Below are 20,114 nucleotides of genomic sequence, written 5' to 3' on the forward strand. Positions count from 1 at the left end.
TAGCGCCGTCAACCACGCCGTCCTTCGGGGCGGCGTGTATCGTTTCAAACCGAAAGGTCTACGCCCATGAAGGCGCTCATGAAGACCACCAAGTCGGCCAAGCCGCACGAGGTGGAGAAGAAGTGGCATATCATCGATGCCACCGACCTGGTGGTCGGCCGCACCGCATCGATCATCGCCAACATCCTGCGCGGCAAGCACAAGCCGTCGTTCACCCCGCACGTCGACTGCGGTGACAACGTCATCGTCATCAACGCCGACAAGATCCGCTTCACCGGCAACAAGGCCGCGAAGAAGGTCTATTACAAGCACACCGGCTATGCCGGCGGCATCAAGGGCATCACCGCCGCCAAGGTCCTCGACGGCCGCTTCCCCGAGCGCGTCCTCGAAAAGGCCGTCGAGCGGATGATCCCGCGCGGGCCGCTGGGTCGCGAGCAGATGCGCAACCTGCGCATCTTCAAGGGCACCGAGCATCCGCACGAGGCCCAGAACCCCGAAGCTCTGGATATCGCGGGCATGAACCGCAAGAACAAGGTGGGCGCGTAATGACCGACAATCGCCAGTCCCTTTCCGACCTCGCGTCGCTGACGCAGCAGCCGGCGCCGGCGACCGCCGGTGCGCCCGCGATCACGACCGATGGCGAGGCCCCCGCCGCCCCGACGCAGGTCCTGCCGGTGACGCCGCTGCGCGAGCAGATCCTCGACAAGTTCGGCCGCGCCTATGCGACCGGCCGCCGCAAGGACGCCGTCGCGCGCGTCTGGCTGAAGCCGGGTTCGGGCAAGATCACGATCAACGGCCGCGACCAGGAAGTCTATTTCGCGCGTCCGACGCTGCGCCTCGTCATCAACCAGGTGTTCGGCATCACCGAACGCGAAGGCCAGTATGACGTCGTCTGCACCGTCAAGGGCGGCGGCCTGTCGGGCCAGGCCGGCGCGGTCAAGCACGGCATCAGCCAGGCGCTGACCCGCTTCGAGCCGATCCTGCGCGCGCCGGTGAAGGCCGCCGGGTTCCTGACCCGCGACAGCCGTACGGTCGAGCGTAAGAAGTATGGCCGTGCGAAGGCACGTCGTTCGTTCCAGTTCTCGAAGCGCTAAGTGCGGGCCACCTTGGATTGCACCAGCAATCCAAGGACAGGCCGCGGCGGGCGGCGGGAACGGCGAAGCCGTTCACGTCCGACGGCGTGGCCAGACGTCGAGTTCCGAAAGGGGCGGTCCAGCGATGGGCCGCCCTTTTGCGTTGCGCGACCGTTGCTGGCGATGGCGGAAGGGCCGAACGGGTTGCCCTCGCCCGGCACCGGGTCTAGCCGCGGGTCCAACGACAGAACACGCGCAGGAGCCCCCGTCATGCCCGCCATCCTCGATCGCCGTCAGGTTCTCAGCGGCGGTGCGACCATCGCCGGGCTGACGCTCGGCGCTCCCGTCTTCGCGCAGAGCAACCGGATCGAAACTCTGATCGCGAAGATGACCCCGCAGGAAAAGGCGGGGCAGCTGTCGTGCTTCTCCGACCAGATCCGCCCGATCGGCGTACCGTTCAATCCCGGCCTCGCCAGCGGCGGCGCCAACGAACAGCTGGCGAAGATCAGGACCGGCGCGATCGGCATGCTGTTCAACGGCGTCGGCTATGCGGGCGCCAAGGCGGCGCAGGATGCGGCGCTGCAGACGCGGCTCAAGATCCCGCTGATCTTCGCCGGCGACGTCATCCACGGCCTGCGCACCGCCTATCCGCTCCCGATCGCCGAGGCGTGCGCGTTCGATCCCGACCTCGCGATGCGCACCGCGCGCGCCGCGGCGCTGGAGAGCACCGCACTCGGCATCCACTGGACCTTCGCGCCGATGGTCGACGTCGCACGCGACCAGCGCTGGGGCCGCGTCGCCGAAGGATCGGGTGAGGACCCGTATCTTGGTACCTTGCTCGGTGTCGCCCGCGTAAAGGGCTTCCAGGGCGACAATCTGAAGGACGCGACCCGCGTCGCCGCCTGCGCCAAGCATTTCGCCGCCTACGGCGCGGTGTCGGGCGGGATGGAGTACAATTATACCGAAATCAGTCCGTCGACGCTGCACGAGGTCCATCTCGCGCCGTTCAGGGCGGCGGTCGACGCCGGCGTCGCGACGCTGATGAGCGCGTTCAACGACATCGATGGTGTGCCCGCCTCGGGCAACAGATGGCTGATGACCGACCTGCTGCGCGGCCAATGGAAATTTGGCGGCATGGTGGTGGGCGACTATACCGCCGACGAGGAACTGATCGCGCACGGTTACGCCAAGGACGGCCGCGACGCCGCCAAGAAGGCGTTCCTCGCCGGCATGGACATGGCCATGCAGTCCAACCTGTTCAATCTGTGGCTGCCCGACCTGGTCGAGAAGGGCGAGGTGCCGGTCGCGCGGCTCGACGAGGGCGTACGCCGCGTGCTCCATCTCAAGGAACGGGTCGGGCTGTTCGACAATCCCTATCGCTCGGTCAGCCAGAAGGCCGAGCGGACCAGCGTCGCGACCCCGGCGATGCTCAAGCTCAGCCGCGAGGCGGGCGCGCGGTCGATCGTGCTGCTCAAGAACGATGGCAACGTCTTGCCGCTCGCGAAGACGGCCAGAATCGCACTGGTGGGGCCGTTCGCCGAGGATACCGACAATGTCGTCGGCACCTGGGCGTTCATGGCCGACAAGGCGCTCAACGTCTCGATCGCCGCGGGGCTGCGCAACCGCAAGGCGAACGTGACGGTGGTGAAGGGTTCGGACGTCGAGGCCGCCATCCCCGGCGGCATCGATGCGGCGGTCGCGGCGGCGCGGGCGGCGGACGTCGTGCTGCTCGCGATCGGCGAGACGCAGCTGATGTCGGGCGAGGCGCAGGCGCGCGTCGAGATCACCGTGCCGCCGGCGCAGATGGCGCTCGCCGAGGCGATCGCGGCGACCGGCAAGCCCGTCGTCGTGCTGCTCCGCCACGGCCGCGCACTGGCGCTGGAGGGTGCGGTGAAGGCCGCACCGGCGATCCTCGCCACCTGGTTCCTCGGCTCGGAAAGCGGCAATGCGATCGCCGACGTGCTGTTCGGCGACGTCAATCCGTCCGCCAAACTGTCGGCCAGCTTCCCGGTGTTCAGCGGGCAGGAACCCTATTTCTACAACCACAAGATCACCGGCCGCCCGCAGCCCGACGGCCCGCTGTCCGAATACAAGGCGCGCTATCGCGAGACGCGCAATGAGGCGCTGTACCCGTTCGGGCATGGGCTCAGCTACACCGGCTTCGCGGTGTCGAACGTCGTCGTGCCGGCGCAGATGAACGACCGGCTCGAGGTGACCGCGACCGTCGCCAACACCGGCAGCCGTGCGGGCGACGAGGTCGTGCAGCTGTACATCCACGACGTCGTCGCGAGCCACACCCGCCCGATCCGCGAGTTGAAGGGCTTCCAGCGCGTCAGCCTGGCGCCCGGCCAGTCGAAGCAGGTGCGCTTCACGCTGACGCGCGAGGACCTGCGCTTCTGGATGGATGGCAAGTGGGTGGTCGAACCCGGCACGTTCCACGTGTGGGTCGCGACGAGTTCGGTGGGTGGTGAACAAAAGCAGTTCGAGTTGGTCTAGGATCCTCCCCGCCCCGGCAGGCTATCACCTATGATCTGGTAACCGATCGATTGCCCAAAACGCTGCGTCACCCCGGACTTGTTCCGGGGTCCACTGTTCGGCAAGCGGACAGTCAGAGCATCTTGTCCTACGCTTGCGGGCAAGTGGACCCCGGAACAAGTCCGGGGTGACGGAGGAATGGGGAACCGTGACGCCAGGCAATTGCCGTTGTGCGATAGCCCCCCGTGCCGGGAAGTATCTAAACCCCCACGATCCGCGTCCCCAACCGCTCCGCCTCGTCAGGATCGTGCGTCACCATCAAGATCGGCAACCCGGCCTCATCACGCACGCGCAGGATCGCGTCCATGATCTCGCCCCGCCGCCCGCGGTCGAGCGACGACAGCGGCTCGTCGAGCAGCAGGAATGCCGGATCGCTGAGCAACGCGCGGCCGATCGCCACGCGCCGTGCCTCGCCGCCCGACAGCGTTCGCGGCCAGCGGTCGAGCAGGTGGCCGATCCCCAGCATCGCGACCGTCGCCGCCAGCCCGTCCTCGTCCGCCGCGCCGTAGAGCAGGTTCGCGCGCACCCGGCGGTGCGGGAACAACCGCGGCTCCTGAAAGACATAGCCCGCGCGCCGCCGCTCGGGGGCGACGTCGATGCCGTCCGCATCGTCGAACAGCATCCGCCCCGCCACCGCGATCCGCCCGGCATCGGGACGCAGCAGCCCCGCCACCATGTTGAGCACGCTGGTCTTGCCGATCCCCGACGGCCCGAACAGCACCGTCAGCCCCTCGCCCGCGGTCAGGTCGAGCGACACGTCCGCCTCGCCCAGCCGCTTGGTCACGCGGATCTCAAAGGACATGCAGACCCCGCCGCACGCGCCGCGTCAGCAGCTCGGACACCAGCAGCGCGATCAGGCTCAAGCCCACCGACATCGCCGACAGCCGCCACACCGTCGCCTCCGCGCCCGGCTGCTGCAACGCCGAATAGATCGCCAGCGGCAGCGTCTGCGTCTCGCCCGGCACGTTGCTGACGAAGGTGATGGTCGCGCCGAATTCGCCGATCGAGCGCGCGAACCCCAGCACCGCGCCGGCCAGCACGCCCGGCAGGCTGAGCGGCAGCGTCAGCGTCCAGAAGACCCGCGTGGGTCCCGCGCCGAGCGTGCGTGCCGCGCTCTCCAGCCGCCGGTCGACCGCCTCGATCGACAGCCGCATCGCACGCACCATCAGCGGCAGCGCCATGATCCCCGCCGCGATCGCCGCGCCGGTCCAGCGGAACAGCACGCTGACACCGAACCAGCGCTCGAGCCACCCGCCGAGCGGCCCCGCCGGTGCGAAGGCGAGCAGCAGCACCCAGCCGGTGACGACCGGCGGCACGACCAGTGGCAGATGAACAACCGCATCGAGCAGCAGCTTGCCCGGAAACCGCACCCGCGCCAGCACCCAGGCGAGCGCGAAGGCGATCGGCAGCACCGCGGCCATCGCCACCCCGCCGACCTTCAGCGACAGCGCGACGATCCCCCATTCCGCCGCCGTCAGCATCAGCGCGCGATGAATCCATAGCGAACGAAGACGGCCTTGCCGGCGCGGCTGACGAGGAAGCGGCGGAACGCTTCGCCCTCCGGATTGGTCGATCGCGCCAGCCGCGCGACGGGATAGGTGATTGGCGGGTGGCTGCCGGCCGGGAAGACGCCCGCGATCCGCACCGCCCGCGACGCCTTGGCATCGGTCGCATAGACGATGCCGAGCGGCGCGGCGCCGCGCTCGACCAGCGTCAGCGCCGCGCGTACGCTGTCGCCGCGCACCACCTTGGGTGCGACCGTGGCCCACACACCGAGCGAACGCAGCGCCGCCTCGCCGTATTTGCCCGCCGGCACCGGTGCGTCCGCCATCGCCAGCGGCCCCGCCGCCAGCACCTTCGCCAGCGCTGCGGCCGGTCGCACCGGGATGCGCACCGGATTGCCCTTCGCCGCGACGACCACCAGCCGGTTGCCGAGGAAGGTGACGCGGCTCGCCGGGACGATCAGCCGCTTGGCGGCGAGCGCATCCATCCACTCCTGATCCGCCGACACGAACAGATCGGCATCGCCCCCAGCCTCCACCTGCCGCGCCAGCGCCGACGACGCCGCGAACGAGATCACCGGGCGCGGATGCCCAGCCGTCGCCCAGGCGTCCGCGGCCGCGTTCATCGATTCCTGCAGGCTGGCGGCGGCGAGAACCAGTGGCGGCTTGCCTTGCGCCAGCGCCGGTGCGGCCGCCAGCAGCGTCAGGAACATCAGCAACGATCGGATCATGCGGGCACCTTGGTCGGCTACGGTCGATCATTCGGGTATACAGCGCGGGGCGGTCGGCGCATCTCCTTATCGGCCATGGCGACAGCCGCTTCATGCCGCTATCCTGCCGGCATGACGTTCGATCTCGCCGCCGCTTTGCATCGCAAAGAGGAATATGAGACCTCACGCCTGGTCGACTTCGCCTTTCGCGTCCGTGCCCGGGCGACGCGCGCGCTGGCGGGGGAACTGGGTCTGGACATGCATGTAGCGACGGCCTTGCTGGTTCGTCACGACGAAGCGGGGGTATGCGCCGCGCTCGCCGCACAGACCGGTCGCGCCCTCGACGAGGTCACCGCATCCTATCGCTTGCATCACGCCGCGGCCGCGCGCGCGCTCGTCGTAGAACGGGGCGACCCTTCGCCGCATCGTCTCGCCTGACGCCGCTGGCGATCCGTCCCGTGCCTAATGCGCCGATCCGGCTGCCTGCACCCGCCCGGTGCGCTGCAGCTTGCCCCAGCCGACCATCGGTCCGCGCAGCGCCTGGGCGATCGCCTTCAGCACGACGTAGTACATCACCTGCCGATAGCCGATCCGTTGCGGGATCAGCAGCCAGAGCAGCCGCCACTTCTCGCGCCGTTCGAGCGCGAAGGCGATCGTGGCGGCGAGCAGGTCGATCGCGGTGAACACCAGCCAGAAGGCGAGCATCGTGTACACGTCGTGGCTGGTCTGCGCCCAGCCATGCGCCTGGATGTCGACATAGGTCGTCAGGAAACTGACCAGCAGCGCAAGGTCGATGATCGGGCTGATCGCGGCAAGCAGGATCTGGAAGACGATCGCCTGCGGCAACCCGACCCAACCGAGCCCGCGAGGGTTGCTGCCGCCGATCGCGGAACGGTGTTTCCACAGGCATTGCAGGGTGCCGAACGCCCAGCGGAACCGCTGCTTGGCGAGCGCGCGGAAGCTCTCGGGCGCCTCGGTCCAGGCGACGGCATACTGGTCGTACTGCACCCGCCAGCCGGCGCGCTGGATCGCGATGGTGAGGTCCTGGTCCTCGGCCAGCGTGTCGTGCGGATAGCCACCGACCTGCCGGATCGCCGCCAGCCGCCATGCGCCGACCGCACCCGGCACCACCGTGATCGCGTTGAGCCGCGCGAACGCGCGCCGCTCGAGATTCTGCGCGGTGATATATTCGAGCGCCTGCCATTTGGTGACGATGTTGACTCGGTTGCCGACCTTGGCATTGCCCGCCACCGCGCCGAGCGCCGGATCGTCGAACCAGCGCGCCAGCCGCGCGATCGTCGTCGGTTCGAACTGCGTGTCGGCGTCGAGCGCGATGACGATCTCGCCCTTTGCCTGTTCCAGCGCGGTGTTGAGCGCGCGCGCTTTGCCGCCGTTCTGCAGCGTCAGCAGGCGGACGCGCGGATCGTCGCCGAACGCGGCGCGCACCACGGCGGAGGTCGCGTCCTTCGACCCGTCGTCGATCACCAGCACCTCGATCGCCACGTCGGTCGAGGCGAGCACACCGCGCACCGCGCGTTCGATCACGCGTTCCTCGTTGTATGCGGGGATCATCACTGTGACGAAGCGGGTGGGGTCGATCGCCGGGAACACCGTCCGCCCCTCGCGCCGCGCCTGGAGCAGCGCCAGCGCCGACAGCGCCAGCGCGCGCAGGATGCCGACGGTGATCGCGATGATGAACAGCCAGCGCAGGCCGATCACCAGCCCGCCGAGCGCGGTGAACAGCGCGAGATCGGCACGCGCCGCAAGCTGGTCGCTGGCGCTGATCGGGGGCATCGACGCATTGCGCGACAGGCCGGCGAGCGTCGAGACGGGGACGAAATGATAGCCCATCGCGCGCAGCCGGTCGATGATGACCGGCAGCGCCGCGACGGTCTGCGCGCGGTTGCCGCCGGCGTCGTGGAGCAGCACGACGTTGCGGCTGCAATCGGCATCCGAATCGCTGGTGCAATTGTCGGGCGCGCTGGTGATCCGCGCGATCGTCGCGTCGATGATCTGTTGCACGCCCGGCCGCTTCCAGTCGCCGGGATCGACGTGCAGCCCGACCGAGATATAGCCGCGCTGCTGCGCCTGCAACGCCGGCAGGATTTCGTCGGCGGTGGTCGGTTCGGCGTCACCGAAATAGGGCGCGCGGAACAGGCGGAGCGAGCGGCCGGTGAACGCCTGGAACAGCCGCTGGTTGGCGTTGAGCTCGAACATCACCTGCCCCGGCGATGCGGTGGCGAGGTTGGGATGGGTATAGGTGTGGCTGCCGACCTCATGCCCCTCCAGAATCATGCGCTGCAGCAGGGGGCGCTGGGTCAGCGCATTCTCGCCTATGATGAAGAAGGTCGCCGGAACGTGGCGCTGTTTCAGCACGTCGAGCACCTGCGGCGTCCAGGTCGGATCGGGACCGTCGTCGAAGGTCAGCGCGATCTGCTTCCTGCGATAGCCGGTGCGGTCGACCTCATAGGGCGAGGGCAGGCGGTCGAAGCGGACGTCGGCGATGCTGCCGTCCGGGGCGGCGGTCGCGCGGCGGACGCCGGCGACCGGGGTGCCGCCGATTTTCAGGATCTCGCCGGCGCCCTCGATATCGACTTCGGTACCGGCGGGGATCGCGTCGATCGCCGACACCGGCGGCAGGGTGCGATGATCGCGCCCAAACAGCGACCACAGGCCGGGATCCTCCGATCCCAGCCGCCACAGCGCGACGCTGCTGACCCCGGCGCGGCGCAGGAAGGCGATCTGGTTGTACGCCGATGCCGCGTCGAGCAGCCAGACGACATGGCTGGTATCGCCCTCGCGATAGGCGAAGCCGCTGTTGCCGCTCGCGCGATCGAACATGGGCACGGTGCCCGAATCGCGTGCGGTCTGCCACGCCTCTTCGATGCTGAGCGGTTCGCCGCCGCCGTCGTGCCAGTCGTAGGCGTAGGAGCCGACCGCGACGACCAGCTTCGCCGCCGGAATACCGCGCGCGGCGGTTGCGACCTGTTCGGCGAACCAGTGCTGCGAGGCGATCGGCCCCGCCGGCCCCGACGTCTCATGCTCGTCATAGGCCATCAGGAACACCTTGTCGGTGACCCTGGCATAGGCCGGCAGGTCCCAATCCGCATTGCCGACCGGCGCGGCGATCGCCACCACCCAGCCGCGCGGGGCGAACTGACGCTGCACCTCGGCGAGGAAGGTGCGATAGTTCGCCTGCGCGCCCGCCGGCAATTCCTCGAAGTCGAAGAAGATGCCGCCGGCGCGGTTCGCCGCCAGCCATGGCACCAGTTTCGCCAGCAGCGTCGCCCGCGCGCGCGGATCGGCGAGCAGCGCGGCGGTGCCCGCGCCGTCCCATTCGCCGTTGATCGCATTCTGGATCATCGGCACCACGACAGGCCGGTGGACCGCCCGGTTGAGGATCGCCCGCCCCGTAGCGTCGCGGAAGACGGTGATGCTGTGGTTGGCCCCCGTCACCGAGACCCAGCCGGGGATCACCCAGTCGAGCTGTTCGACGTGACGCTTGAGGCTCGCCGCGCTCGACGGGTCCCAGGGGGTGTGGAAGGCGATGGCGAGCGACGGGTTGCCCGACGCGGACGCGGTGCCGCGGCCGGTCCCGAACAACCGGTTCTCATAATAAGCGATGCTGCGCCGTGCCCGGCGGATCACCCCGTGCGGCGGCGCGAGCCGTTGCAGCGGTGGGTGCTCGACCTCGACCGGCAGCAGTGGCGCGACGGGCACGGCGCCGATCGACACCGCGAAGACGCCGATGGCCAGCAGCAGCAGCACGATGAACGCGACCACGCCCAGCGTGAACCGCCGTTTGCGCCGACCACTGGCGTCGAAGAACACGGGATGCTGAGACATGCGGGACACTCCGCATGCCGCCATGCGTCAAAGTCCGTGGCGCGATCAAGACGCGCGGATGACAAAGCCGTCATCGAAGCGCCTCTGGATGACGAAAATCACACCAGCAGCACGCTGCTCCCCCGGGTCTCGCCCGCTTCCAGCGCACGATGCGCGTCAGCGGCGTCTTCCAGGGCGAAGGTCTGGCCGATGTCGGGGCGGATGGCGCCATCGGCCAGCATGGCGAAGACGCGGGCGACGCCGGCCTGCCGTTCGTCGGGCGTGACATAATAGTCGAACAATGTCGGGCGAGTGACGAACAGCGAGCCCTTCGCCGCGAGCGTGCCGAGGTTGAGGCCGGTGACCGCGCCGCCGGCATTGCCGTAGCTGACGACCAGCCCGCGTCGCGCGGTGGCGGCGAGCGTCGCGTCCCACGTCGCCCGGCCGACGCCGTCGAAGGCGACCGCGACGCCGCGGCCGTCGGTGATCGCGCGCACGCGGGCGGCGATATCCTCGTCGCGGTGGTTGAGGACATGGTCGGCGCCGGCGGCACGCGCATGCGCCGCCTTGTCGGCCGATCCGGCGACGCCGATGACGGTCGCGCCGATCGCCTTCAGCCAGCCGACGAGCAATTGTCCGACGCCGCCCGCCGCGGCCCAGACCAGCACCGCCTGCCCCGGCTGCACGCGCGCGCAGCGTTCGACGAGACATTCGGTGGTGCAGCCCTTGAGCAGCAGCGCCGCGGCGGTACGGTCGCCGACCGCGTCGGGCAGGCGGAGCAACTGCGTCGCGGCGACGTTGCGCGCGGTCGCATAGGCCCCGCGGGTCGGGCCAAAGGTGCCGACACGGTCGCCGACCGCGAAGTCGGTGACGCCCTCGCCCACCGCCTCGACCACGCCCGCCGCCTCGCTGCCGAGCCCGGCAGGCAAGTCGACCGGATAGACGCCGCTGCGGTGATAGGTGTCGATATAGTTGAGGCCGACGGCATGGTGGCGCATGCGGACCTCGCCCGCGGCCGGCGGCGGCAGGTCGACGTCGACCCATTCGATCACCTCCGGCCCGCCGGTGCGGGTGATCCGTGCCACGCGTTCGCTCATCATGCCTGTCCTTTCATACCCACCTCGAAACGGCCGACACGCGTTTCGGGTTGCAACCTTTCCGCCGGCGTCGCACATCCTGCCGGCAAAGCAGAACCCATGGAGAGCGACGCGATGACCGATCCCTTGAGCTTCTATATCGACGGTGCCTGGGTAGCGAGCGAGGGCGGCCGCCCGCATCAGGTGATCGATCCTTCGACCGAACAGCCGGTGACGACGATCACGCTCGGCACGCAAGCCGACGTCGACAAGGCGGTCGCCGCCGCGGCGCGCGCGTTCGAGAGCTTTTCGCAGACCACGCCGGAAAAACGCGCCGACCTGCTCGACCGGATCGTCGAGGTCTACAAGACGCGGATCCCCGACCTCGCCAAGGCGGTCAGCCAGGAGATGGGCGCGCCGATCGGCTTCGCGCAAGCCGCGCAGGCGCCCGCGGGGCTCGGCTATATCATGGGCACGGTGAAGGCGCTGCGCGAGTTCAGCTTCTCCGAACAGGTCGGCAAGGCGCGCGTCGTGCACGAACCCGTCGGCGTGGTGGCGATGATCACGCCGTGGAACTGGCCGCTCAACCAGATCTGCGCCAAGGTCGCGCCGGCGCTCGCCGCGGGCAATACGATGGTGCTGAAGCCGTCGGAGGAAGCGCCGAGTTGCGCGATGATCCTTGCCGAGATCCTGCACGAGGCGGGGGTGCCGGCAGGCGTCTTCAACCTCGTCAACGGCGACGGGCCGACGGTGGGCGCGGCGCTGTCGCAGCATCCGAAGGTCGATATGGTCAGCTTCACCGGATCGACGCGCGCGGGGATCGCGGTGGCGCAGGCGGCGGCGGCGACCGTCAAGCGCGTGCATCAGGAACTGGGCGGCAAGGCGCCCAATCTGGTGCTGGAGGGCGCAGACCTCGCCAGCGTGCTGCCGCCGACGCTGCAGGGCGTGCTCGCCAATTCGGGGCAGAGCTGCATCGCGCCGACGCGCCTGCTGGTCCACGACAGCCAGGCGGACGAGGCGGCCACCGTCGCCAAGGCGATCTTCGAAGCGACGCCGGTCGGCGATCCCGCCGAAATGGGCGCGCATATCGGCCCGGTGGTCAACAAGGCGCAGTTCGACAAGATCCAGGACCTGATCCAGTCGGCGATCGACGAGGGCGCGACGCTCGTCACCGGCGGCACCGGCCGCCCGGACGGGCGCAACGCGGGCTATTTCGTCCGCCCGACCGTCTTCGCCGACGTGACGCCCGAGATGCGCATCGCGCGCGAGGAGACGTTCGGGCCGGTCGCGACGATCACCCGCTATGCGACCCGTGACGAGGCGATCCGACTCGCCAACGCGACCGAATACGGCCTGTCCGCGGCGATCTCTGGCGATCCCGCCGACGCGGCGACCGTCGCGCCGCGGCTGCGCGCTGGGCTGGTGACGATCAACGCGTGGAGCGGGACGATCGGCACGCCGTTCGGCGGTTACAAGCAATCGGGCAACGGCCGCGAGGGCGGCAAATACGGCATCGCCGATTTCATGGAGGTCAAGACGATCGTCGGCGAGCCGGGGTAAGGCTTCCCACCATGTGCGTCACCCCGGACTTGTTCCGGGGTCCACCGGGCGGCAGGCACACGGTATGATGCTCTTGCCGATGCGCCCGCGGCACAGTGGACCCCGGACCAAGTCCGGGGTGACAGGGTATGTTTGGCGGGCTTACCGCGCGCTTGCGAACCAGATCGTGTGCATCGCGCCCTTGCCGTTGCTGCGCGCGCGGACGGTGACCTCGTCCACCGCGAAGCCGCCCTCGCGCAGGCGGCGGGCGAAGGCGGCGTCCTTCGCCGCCGACCATACCGCCAGCACCCCGCCCGGGCGCAGCGCGCTCCGCGCCGCCGCCAGCCCGCGCGCCGCATAGAGCCGGTCGTTGGCGGCGCGGACCAGCCCGTCCGGGCCGTTGTCGACGTCGAGCAGGATCGCGTCGTACCGCCCAGCCCCTTCGCAAATCGCATCCGCGACATCGCCGTAGCGCACGTCGACGCGCGGATCGTCGAGGCCGCCGGCGGTCAGGTCCGCCATCGGTCCCCGCGCCCATGCGACGATCTCGGGCACGAGTTCGGCGACGGTGACGCGCGCCTGCGCGCCCAGTTTCGCCAATGCCGCGCGCAGCGTGAAGCCCATGCCATAGCCGCCGACCAGCAGATGCGGCGCCTTCGTCGCCAGCCGGTCGATCGTCATCGTCGCGAGCGCCTCTTCCGACCCGCTCATCCGGCTGTTCATCAATTCGTTGCGCTCGAGCACGATCATGAAGTCGCCGCCGCGCCGGAACAATCGCAGCGGCTCGCCGCCCGGCACCTCGGCAATTCCCAGCAGTTCGCGCGGCGTCATGGCGTTTTTTCCGTCTTTCTTCGGGAATGGGCGCCCGCCCTATGGCATAGTTTTGGAGAATGCGGCGTTTTGCTGTAACGCGCGCCGCGGAACGCCTCGCGCGATGCGAAAGCGCCCACGATCAAGGACCCCTATTCCCCACATGCCAGCCTATAAGCCCCAGACGTTCCAGGAGCGCGCCGCGCTGTCCGCCCAGGCCAAGCAGGCCGCGCTCGAGAAATTGAAGTCGCGTCCGCCGGTCGACGAGGCGGTGCTCGCCGAGCGCCGCGCCGCCGCGGAAGCGAAGGAAGCCGCCCGCCTGAAGGCCAGTGCCGAGAAGAAGGCCGCGCGCGAACAGGCGATCGCCGAGAAGAAGGCCGCCGCCGAAGCCGCCGCGCTCGCCGCCGCCGAAGCCGCCGCCAAGGCGAAGCCGAAGATCCCGACCGAGGCCGAGATGAAGGCCGCCCGCGACGCACGCTACGCCGCGCGAAAGGCCCGCAAGAAGTAACGCCGGCCGGCCCCCGCCGCGTCGGGGGCCGCCGATGGACGCCGCGTCACGGGCCGGGGCTTGACGACGCGCGACCGGTGCATTCCGCAGATGCGGTGCCCGCGCGCTCAATAATCCTTCGACACGCGGACGTTGGCGCTCTGCCGACCGAGCGTCGAGATGCTCGACAGCAGCGACAGCCAGCGCGTCACCTGGAACTCGACCTGCGTCGCGGAATAGCCCTGACCGTCGGTGACGATCTCCGCATACAGCCGCCGCGTGACGTATTTGCCCGCGGCGATCGACGTGCCCTGCCCGGTCTGCGGATCGGCGGGCAGGATGCGCAGGCGATCGAGCCCCGCCGCGCGGCGCACCGCGTTGATCGGGTTGAGGCCGTTGCCGCCGTTCTGCAGCGCCGCGACCGCCGCGGCGAGCTGCAGCGCCTCGGGCGCGGACAATTTGGTGATCGAGGTGCCGAACAACAGGCGCGACAATAGCTCGTCCTGCGGCAGCGCGGGGACGCTGGAAAAGCCGATCTCGGGCTTCAGCGCGGTGCCGGTGACACGGATCGATGCGCTGAGGCCGGTGGTGTCGGCGTTCGCCTCGATATCAAGGGCCGGATTGGCGGGCACCTCGCCGGCGAAACGGATGATGCCGCGGGCGAGCTCGAACTTGCGACCCGCAAACTCATAGTCGCCGCGCACCAGCGTCGCCTGGCCGGTGATCGCCGGGTTGGCGGGCTGGCCGGCGATGGCGACGTCGGCGGACCATTCGCTCGACAGGCCGAGGCCGCTGACGATGACCTTGTCGTTCGCCTTCGCGCGGATCGCCAGCGTCCAGGGGGCAAGCGGCACCTCGTCCTCCTCGCCGCCCTCGGGCAGGTTGATCTCGCGGATGTTGAGCCGCGGCACGGCGGTGGCGGCACTCGCCTGCCCCAGCCGGTAGCGGCTGCGGTTGAGCACGACGTCGCCCGCGATCCGGCCGCCGGTGCCGTCGGAGGTGAAGGTCAGCGGGCCGGTGACGGTCGCCCCGATGTCGTCGCGGTTGATCATGACGGCGTGATCGGCGGCGAGGCGGATGTCGAGGCCGATGCCGTTCGCCGCCGCGAAGTCGAATCCGCCGCTGCCGGTCACGCGCCCGCCCTTGCCCGCGTCGGCGGCGAAGCGGTCGATCTGCAGCTTCGATCCGCCGAAGCGGCCGGATGCCACGACGTTGGTCAGCACGGTGCCGGTATTGGCGCTCTCGATCCGCGCGCCGTTCGCCTGCAGCACGCCGCGGATCACCGGCGCGCCGATGCGGCCGCTGACGTCGGCACCGATCGCGACGGGGCCGGACAGGTCGAACAATTCGACCCCGGTCAGCCGCCACAGGGTATCCGCTGGCCCCTGATAGCGGAGCTGCGCGAACAGCGGCGCAGCGGCGATGCGGTCGGCGAGATCGCCCGCGCCGAGCGGGCGCAGCAAGGCCTGCGCGCGGCCGATCGTCTTGCCGCCCGACGCCATCACCGCGCGTACGCCAAGGCGGTCGGCGGACAGCACGCTGGCGAGGCCGAGGTCGATCGGCCGCGACGACAGCACGAGCCCCGCACGGCTCAATCCGCGCACGGTCAGATCGACCTTGCCGGTCGGCGCCTGCCCCGCCGCGGTCGCATAGAAGAAGCTGCCCGAGGCGGTACCGCCGAGCCCCAGCCGCGGGAAGCCGATGTCGAGGATGGCGAGCGGCATCGCGGTCAGCGACGCGTCGATCGCCATGCCTCCCCCGCCGAACCGCCCGCCGATTTCGCCCTGCCCGCCGGCGAAGCTCAATTTGGTGGGCGCCAGCCGCCAGCCGTCACCCTCGCGCGTGATCGCCGCGGGGGTGATGAGCTTGAGCGGCCGACGGTCGAGCGTCCCCTGCGCCATCACCGCATAGCGATCCGACGCGACCTGCGTGACGGTCTGGATGTCGAACGCCCGGCCGCGCGATCCGGCGATCGACGCGCGCACTTCGCCTGCGCCGCCGCGCAGCCGCGCATTGCCGGCGAACCGCGCAAGGCTCAGCCGCCCCTGCCGCAGCCCCTGCCCGGTCGCGGTCGCCTCCAGCGTCGTGCCGGCGGGATCGAGCAGCAGCACCGCGTCGAGGTGCCCGCGCCGCAGCGTCGCCGACGCCAGTTGCGCATTGGCGGCGTCGAGGTGCATCTCGATCCGCTGCACCGTATCGACAGGGCGGAACAGCAGTTCGCCCGACACCGGGCCGACCACCGCCAGCGTGCCGGCGAAGCCGCCATGGCCCATCGCGAGCCGGCCCGATGCGGTACTGCCGCTCACCGCCAGCCGGTCGATCACCAGGATATCGTCGACACCGGGAGGCAGCAGCAGGATCGATCCCGCCGCGGTGAACGGGCCGAGCCGCGAGCCGCCCTCGGCACGCCAGACGAACCCCGTCGGCGTCGGGTCGAGGTGGCCACGTACCTGCGACAGGCCGAGCGTGTCGTTGGGCGCAGCGAAGACGAGGTCGAGCGTCGGCCGGTCGATCTTGCCGTCCAGCCGCAGCGTGACCGGGCCGTATTTGCCGTGCCGCCCGACCGCCTCGATATGGAAGGTCTCGTCGCGGCGCCGATAGCCGTTGCCGCGCAGGGTGAGCAGCGGTGAGGTCAGCACCATGTTCGTGAACCGCAGCATGCCATCGGGCGAACGCTCGAGTCCCGTGACGATCCGCGGCAGTCCGCCGGTCAACCCGCGCAGGAAAGTGTTGTCGAGCCGCACCACCTGCGCGATGCCGCGTCCGACGATCCGCGTGCCCTTGCCCCCCGCCCCGGGCACGACGCGCAGGTCGGAGCGCAGGTCGACCACCCCCAGCCCCTTGATGTAGAGCCGGTTGAGCGAGCCGCTGAGCCCGACTTCGTAGCGGCCGGTGGCGAGGTCGAGCGCCAGCATGATCCGCGCGGCGAGCTGGTCCGATCGCAGCCGCAGCGCGTCGCCGGTGAGCAGCGAACCGTTGAGCCGCAGCGGCCCGTCGAGGCTGAGGTTGCGCAGCACGCCGCCCGCGACCGCGCCGACGCCGGTCACCTCCGCCGCGGTGAAGCGCACCGGCATCGTCAGCACCCGCTGCCCCAGCCGGCCGCTGCCCGCGAGCCGGACGACGCTCATCCCCGTCCGGTCCACCGCCAGCCGGTCGGCACGCAGCCGATAGTCGAAGCGCGCGGTGGCGAAATCGCCGTCGAGCACCGCGCGCAGCACGACGCCGCTGCCGCTCATCGCCGGGATCACCACCGCCGGCCGCAGCAGCCGCGCGGTCAGCCGCACGTCGCGCCACGCATTGGCGCCGAGATCGACGATCCCCGCCGCCTCCAGCGCCAGCGCGGGACTGCGCAGCGCCAGCGTGCCGTCGAGCCGTCGCCCGGCGAAGGTCGCCTGCCCCGCCACGCGTACACGGGGGGCCGCCAGTCGCTGCGCCAATCCGCCGACGAGGCCGGCGGTGACGACATCACCCGACAGCGTGTAGCGTCCGGCATCGGCGGCGAGCGCGAGGTCGAGCGCGCGCGTCGTCCCCGCCCGACCGATCGCGCGCCCGCGCCAATGCGACCAGCTACCATCGCCGCCGACCTCCAGCGTCACCGCGCGTTTCAGCCCCATCGCACGTGCCAGCACGCCGCCCGCCGCGCCGCCGGCGCGCACGTCGATATCGAACCGGTCGCGATCCGGCGCCGCATCGATCCGCACCGCCAGCCGGTCGGACCCGGCGACCAGCGCATCAAGCCGCACCAGCGCCCGCCCGCGACGGATATCCGCGCGGCCGGCCACCCGCCCGACGCGCTCGCTGCCGAGCACCGGCTTCGCCAGCACCAGCCGGTCGATCGCCAGCGATCCGATATGGATGTCGAAATCGGGCAGGATCGGCCCGCGCTTCGCCGAGGGGCGGGTGTGCGGCGTATGGAACAGCGTCGCCTGCGCGATCGCCAGCCGCTCGATCACCAACCGATTGCGCAGCCACAGCCACGGCGCCCAGTCGAGCGTCACCGCCGGCGCCTGCACCAGCAGACCGTCGAGATCGTGGACGCGCACGTCCTTCAACCGCGCCTTGCCGTACAGCGACCCGTCGATCCGGCCGATCGTGAAGCGCAGGCCGTTGGCGGTACGGATCGCGCCGATCCGCTGCGCCACCCAGCGATGGCCGACGTCGGTATCGACGATGACCAGCGCCAGCGCGAACACCGCGACCAGCGCCGCGAGCGCGATCCCGATCCGCCGCAGCCAGCGCCTCAAAACGCCTGCCCCAGCGACACGTAGACCGCGATGCGGCTGTCGCCCGGCTGCGGATTGAGCGGCGTGCCGACGTCGAGGCGGATCGGCCCGAAGTTGGAATAATAGCGCACGCCGACCCCGGCACCGTACTGGAAATCGGACAGGCGCGGCAGCGCGCTGGTGTAGATCGTGCCACCGTCGAGGAAGGGGACGATGCCGAAATTGCCGAACGTCTTGACCCGCGCCTCGATCGAGAATTCGGCGAGGCTGAGCCCGCCGATCGGATCGTTGTTGACGTCGCGCGGCCCGATCGCCTGATAGCCATAGCCGCGCACCGACGCGCCGCCGCCCGCGTAGAAGCGCCGCGACGGCGCGATCCGGTCGCGCGGCGCGCCGAGGATCGACCCCAGCCGGACGCGCTCGGCGAGCACGACGCGTGGGCTGACCGGCTGGTAGGCGCTGCCATCGACCTGTAGTCGCGCATAGCCGAACGCCGATCCCTGCAACGAAAACTCCGGGCTGAACCGGCCGCCGAGGCGAAAGCCGCGCGTCGGATTGAGCAGGTCGTCCGAGCCGTCGTAGTTGAGGCTGGTCGGCGTCGCGGCGATGAAGAAGGTGCGCCGTCGCGGCTCGCCGGTCGCGGCGATGACGTCGCGCTCGTCCGAGGCGAGCAGCTCGCCGCCCAGCGACCAGGTCCATGCCTTCTGGAAGAAGATCGTCGTCTGCCGCTCCAGCCCGCCCGCCAGCGTGAAGGTCTTCGCCTCATAGGCGTCGCGCACGACATGGCTGGCGGCGAGCTGCGCGGTCAGCACGCGGTCGCGGCCGTTCACGTTGTTGCGGCGGAAGACGATGTTGCCGAGCTGTTCGCGCGTGCCGAGCACGCCGCGCAGCGTCAGTCCGCCCTCTGGCGGGAACAGGTTGCGATGCGTCCAGCTGATCTCCGACCGCGCGCCCTCCCCGGTGCCATAGCCCAGCTCGCCCGCGATCGTGCGTGGCGGGGCGGGTTCCAGCTTGACGCCGATATCGACCGCACCCGGCGTCGCGCTCTCCACCGGCTTCACCTCGACCGACGAGACGAGCCCGGTCTGGATCAGCGCGCGGCGCAAATCGTCGAGCGACGCGGCGTCATAGGGATCGCCGGGCGCGAAGCGCGCGATATCCTGGACGTGGTCCGCGTCGAACACGCGGTTGCCGGGCAACGCCACCACCTGTCCGAAGCGCCGCGCCCCACCCGGCGCGACGGCGAGCGCGAGCGTCGCGGTCTTCGCCGCGCGATCGACGACGATCTGCGATTCGCCGACGTCGGCGAAGGGAAAGCCCGCCTGCCCGATCTGCGTCTTCAGCCGCGCCTCGCCCGCAACGATCGCATCGGCATTGACCGGATCGTCCGCCTTGACGCCGAACGCGTCGCGCAGCGCCGGCGCCTTGCCGTCCGCCGCCGCGATCCCGCCGAGCGTCACGTCGCGGAAGCGGTAGAGCGTGCCCGGCTCGGCGGCGAGCACGACCAGCGGCTTCGCCCCCGGCTCGACCCGCGTCGTCACCCGCGCGTCGTAATAGCCCTCGCCGCGCAGCAGCGTCTGGAGCAGGTCGGCGTCCTCGCGCGCCCGCCGGTCGAGCTGCGCGGCATTGGCGGCGCTGCGATCGTTGGCGGACAGCGTGGAGAGTTCGTCGAAGCGCTGGCGCAGCAGCGGCGTCGCGGCGGCATCGATCCCGTCGATCCGCCACGCATAGCGCGTCTCGGCGGCGCCATCGGTGGTCTGCACGACATTGGTCGTCGCGGTGCCGGTGCCGAGATCGGGCCAGGCGACGCCGATATCGGGCAGCGGCGCGAGCGGCGCATTGGGGTCGAGCGGCGGATCGGCAGCGGCCGACGCGGGCGGGGCAGCCGGCACGGTCTGCGCAGGGCCGGTCTGCGCCGCGAGCGGTGGGGCAACAAGAAGCACGGCAGTCGCGCCCAGCCCGAACCACCCCAAACGCGACGCCATGCCCCGTCCTAGCGCGGGCCGCGCGCGTGCGACAGCCCCATCGCCGATGCTTTTCCGATCAGCCGGTTTGCGGAAGCGCCGCACCGCATCGACGTCTTCCCCGCCAATCGGAAAAAGGGCTAGAACCGCCGGCAGTTTGCGAAGGAGATACCGACGTGCGGAGCCGGGAGGTCATCACACGGTTGGAAGCCGATGGCTGGGCGGCGGTACGGCAGCAAGGCAGCCACATCCAGTTTCGTCATCCCACGAAACCCGGAACGGTCACCGTTCCTCATCCCAAATCGGACCTCGCCATCGGAACGCTGAAAAGCATCGAGCGCCAAAGCGGCGTGAGCCTGCGCCGATAACT

Annotated in this window: 15 protein-coding genes; 7 read left to right on the forward strand and 8 right to left on the reverse strand. The window is 70.2% G+C overall.

The features are described 5' to 3' along the window. The first annotated feature begins 66 nt into the window (after nucleotides 1-66). From rplM to bglX, 3 genes are all read left to right on the forward strand, one after another. Complete coding sequence (rplM, locus tag M9979_RS03230) at nucleotides 67-546, forward strand: 50S ribosomal protein L13 (protein WP_254287901.1); 480 nt, start codon at nucleotides 67-69, stop codon at nucleotides 544-546. Beyond that, complete coding sequence (gene rpsI, locus M9979_RS03235; protein ID WP_254287902.1) at nucleotides 546-1,094, forward strand: 30S ribosomal protein S9; 549 nt, start codon at nucleotides 546-548, stop codon at nucleotides 1,092-1,094. Before rplM ends, rpsI begins: the two co-directional genes overlap by 1 nt. Nucleotides 1,095-1,343: 249 nt before the next feature. Then, a complete protein-coding gene (gene bglX, locus M9979_RS03240) occupies nucleotides 1,344-3,569 on the forward strand; it encodes a beta-glucosidase BglX (protein WP_254287903.1) in 2,226 nt (741 codons plus the stop codon). Nucleotides 3,570-3,807: 238 nt separating this feature from the next. Here the strand turns inward: bglX and M9979_RS03245 are convergent, their stop codons facing one another. Genes M9979_RS03245 through modA form a run of 3 tightly spaced genes read right to left on the reverse strand, consistent with a single transcriptional unit; the run spans nucleotide 3,808 to nucleotide 5,841 of the window. Beyond that, a complete protein-coding gene (locus M9979_RS03245; protein WP_254287904.1) occupies nucleotides 3,808-4,410 on the reverse strand; it encodes an ATP-binding cassette domain-containing protein in 603 nt (200 codons plus the stop codon). Further along, complete coding sequence (gene modB / locus M9979_RS03250) at nucleotides 4,400-5,089, reverse strand: molybdate ABC transporter permease subunit (protein ID WP_254287905.1); 690 nt, start codon at nucleotides 5,087-5,089, stop codon at nucleotides 4,400-4,402. Before modB ends, M9979_RS03245 begins: the two co-directional genes overlap by 11 nt. After that, nucleotides 5,089-5,841 carry a molybdate ABC transporter substrate-binding protein gene (gene modA, locus M9979_RS03255; protein ID WP_254287906.1) on the reverse strand — a complete coding sequence of 251 codons (753 nt, stop codon included), beginning with the start codon at nucleotides 5,839-5,841 and terminating at the stop codon, nucleotides 5,089-5,091. The genes modB and modA overlap by 1 nt, the downstream gene beginning before the upstream one ends. Nucleotides 5,842-5,952: 111 nt before the next feature. Here modA and M9979_RS03260 point away from each other — a divergent pair, with 111 nt between their 5' ends. Then, a complete protein-coding gene (locus M9979_RS03260; RefSeq protein ID WP_254287907.1) occupies nucleotides 5,953-6,258 on the forward strand; it encodes a hypothetical protein in 306 nt (101 codons plus the stop codon). Between the two features lie 24 nt (nucleotides 6,259-6,282). On the opposite strand, the gene M9979_RS03265 is transcribed toward M9979_RS03260, so the two are convergent. Together M9979_RS03265 and M9979_RS03270 are read right to left on the reverse strand one after the other, a co-directional pair. Beyond that, complete coding sequence (locus tag M9979_RS03265) at nucleotides 6,283-9,666, reverse strand: glycosyltransferase (protein WP_254287908.1); 3,384 nt, start codon at nucleotides 9,664-9,666, stop codon at nucleotides 6,283-6,285. A 98-nt stretch (nucleotides 9,667-9,764) separates the two neighbouring features. Beyond that, nucleotides 9,765-10,742 carry a quinone oxidoreductase family protein gene (locus M9979_RS03270; RefSeq protein WP_254287985.1) on the reverse strand — a complete coding sequence of 326 codons (978 nt, stop codon included), beginning with the start codon at nucleotides 10,740-10,742 and terminating at the stop codon, nucleotides 9,765-9,767. Between the two features lie 114 nt (nucleotides 10,743-10,856). On the opposite strand from M9979_RS03270, the gene M9979_RS03275 reads away from it, so the two are divergent. Continuing rightward, a complete protein-coding gene (locus M9979_RS03275; RefSeq protein WP_254287909.1) occupies nucleotides 10,857-12,281 on the forward strand; it encodes an aldehyde dehydrogenase family protein in 1,425 nt (474 codons plus the stop codon). Nucleotides 12,282-12,422: 141 nt separating this feature from the next. Here the strand turns inward: M9979_RS03275 and M9979_RS03280 are convergent, their stop codons facing one another. Beyond that, nucleotides 12,423-13,091 (reverse strand): spermidine synthase, encoded by a 669-nt coding sequence (locus M9979_RS03280; RefSeq protein ID WP_254287910.1) that lies wholly within the window; start codon nucleotides 13,089-13,091, stop codon nucleotides 12,423-12,425. A 142-nt stretch (nucleotides 13,092-13,233) separates the two neighbouring features. Here M9979_RS03280 and M9979_RS03285 point away from each other — a divergent pair, with 142 nt between their 5' ends. Beyond that, nucleotides 13,234-13,578, forward strand: coding sequence for a DUF6481 family protein (locus M9979_RS03285; RefSeq protein ID WP_254287911.1), 345 nt, complete (start codon nucleotides 13,234-13,236; stop codon nucleotides 13,576-13,578). Between the two features lie 107 nt (nucleotides 13,579-13,685). Here the strand turns inward: M9979_RS03285 and M9979_RS03290 are convergent, their stop codons facing one another. Both M9979_RS03290 and M9979_RS03295 read right to left on the reverse strand, forming a co-directional pair. Continuing rightward, a complete protein-coding gene (locus M9979_RS03290; protein WP_254287912.1) occupies nucleotides 13,686-17,801 on the reverse strand; it encodes a translocation/assembly module TamB domain-containing protein in 4,116 nt (1,371 codons plus the stop codon). Continuing rightward, nucleotides 17,798-19,765 carry an autotransporter assembly complex protein TamA gene (locus M9979_RS03295; RefSeq protein ID WP_254287913.1) on the reverse strand — a complete coding sequence of 656 codons (1,968 nt, stop codon included), beginning with the start codon at nucleotides 19,763-19,765 and terminating at the stop codon, nucleotides 17,798-17,800. The genes M9979_RS03290 and M9979_RS03295 overlap by 4 nt, the downstream gene beginning before the upstream one ends. A gap of 155 nt (nucleotides 19,766-19,920) precedes the next feature. Between M9979_RS03295 and M9979_RS03300 the strand changes: the two genes are divergently transcribed. After that, nucleotides 19,921-20,112 carry a type II toxin-antitoxin system HicA family toxin gene (locus M9979_RS03300; protein ID WP_254287914.1) on the forward strand — a complete coding sequence of 64 codons (192 nt, stop codon included), beginning with the start codon at nucleotides 19,921-19,923 and terminating at the stop codon, nucleotides 20,110-20,112. Nucleotides 20,113-20,114 lie beyond the last annotated feature (2 nt).

The sequence above is a fragment of the Sphingomonas liriopis genome (assembly GCF_024211255.1).
GTDB lineage: Bacteria > Pseudomonadota > Alphaproteobacteria > Sphingomonadales > Sphingomonadaceae > Sphingomonas > Sphingomonas liriopis.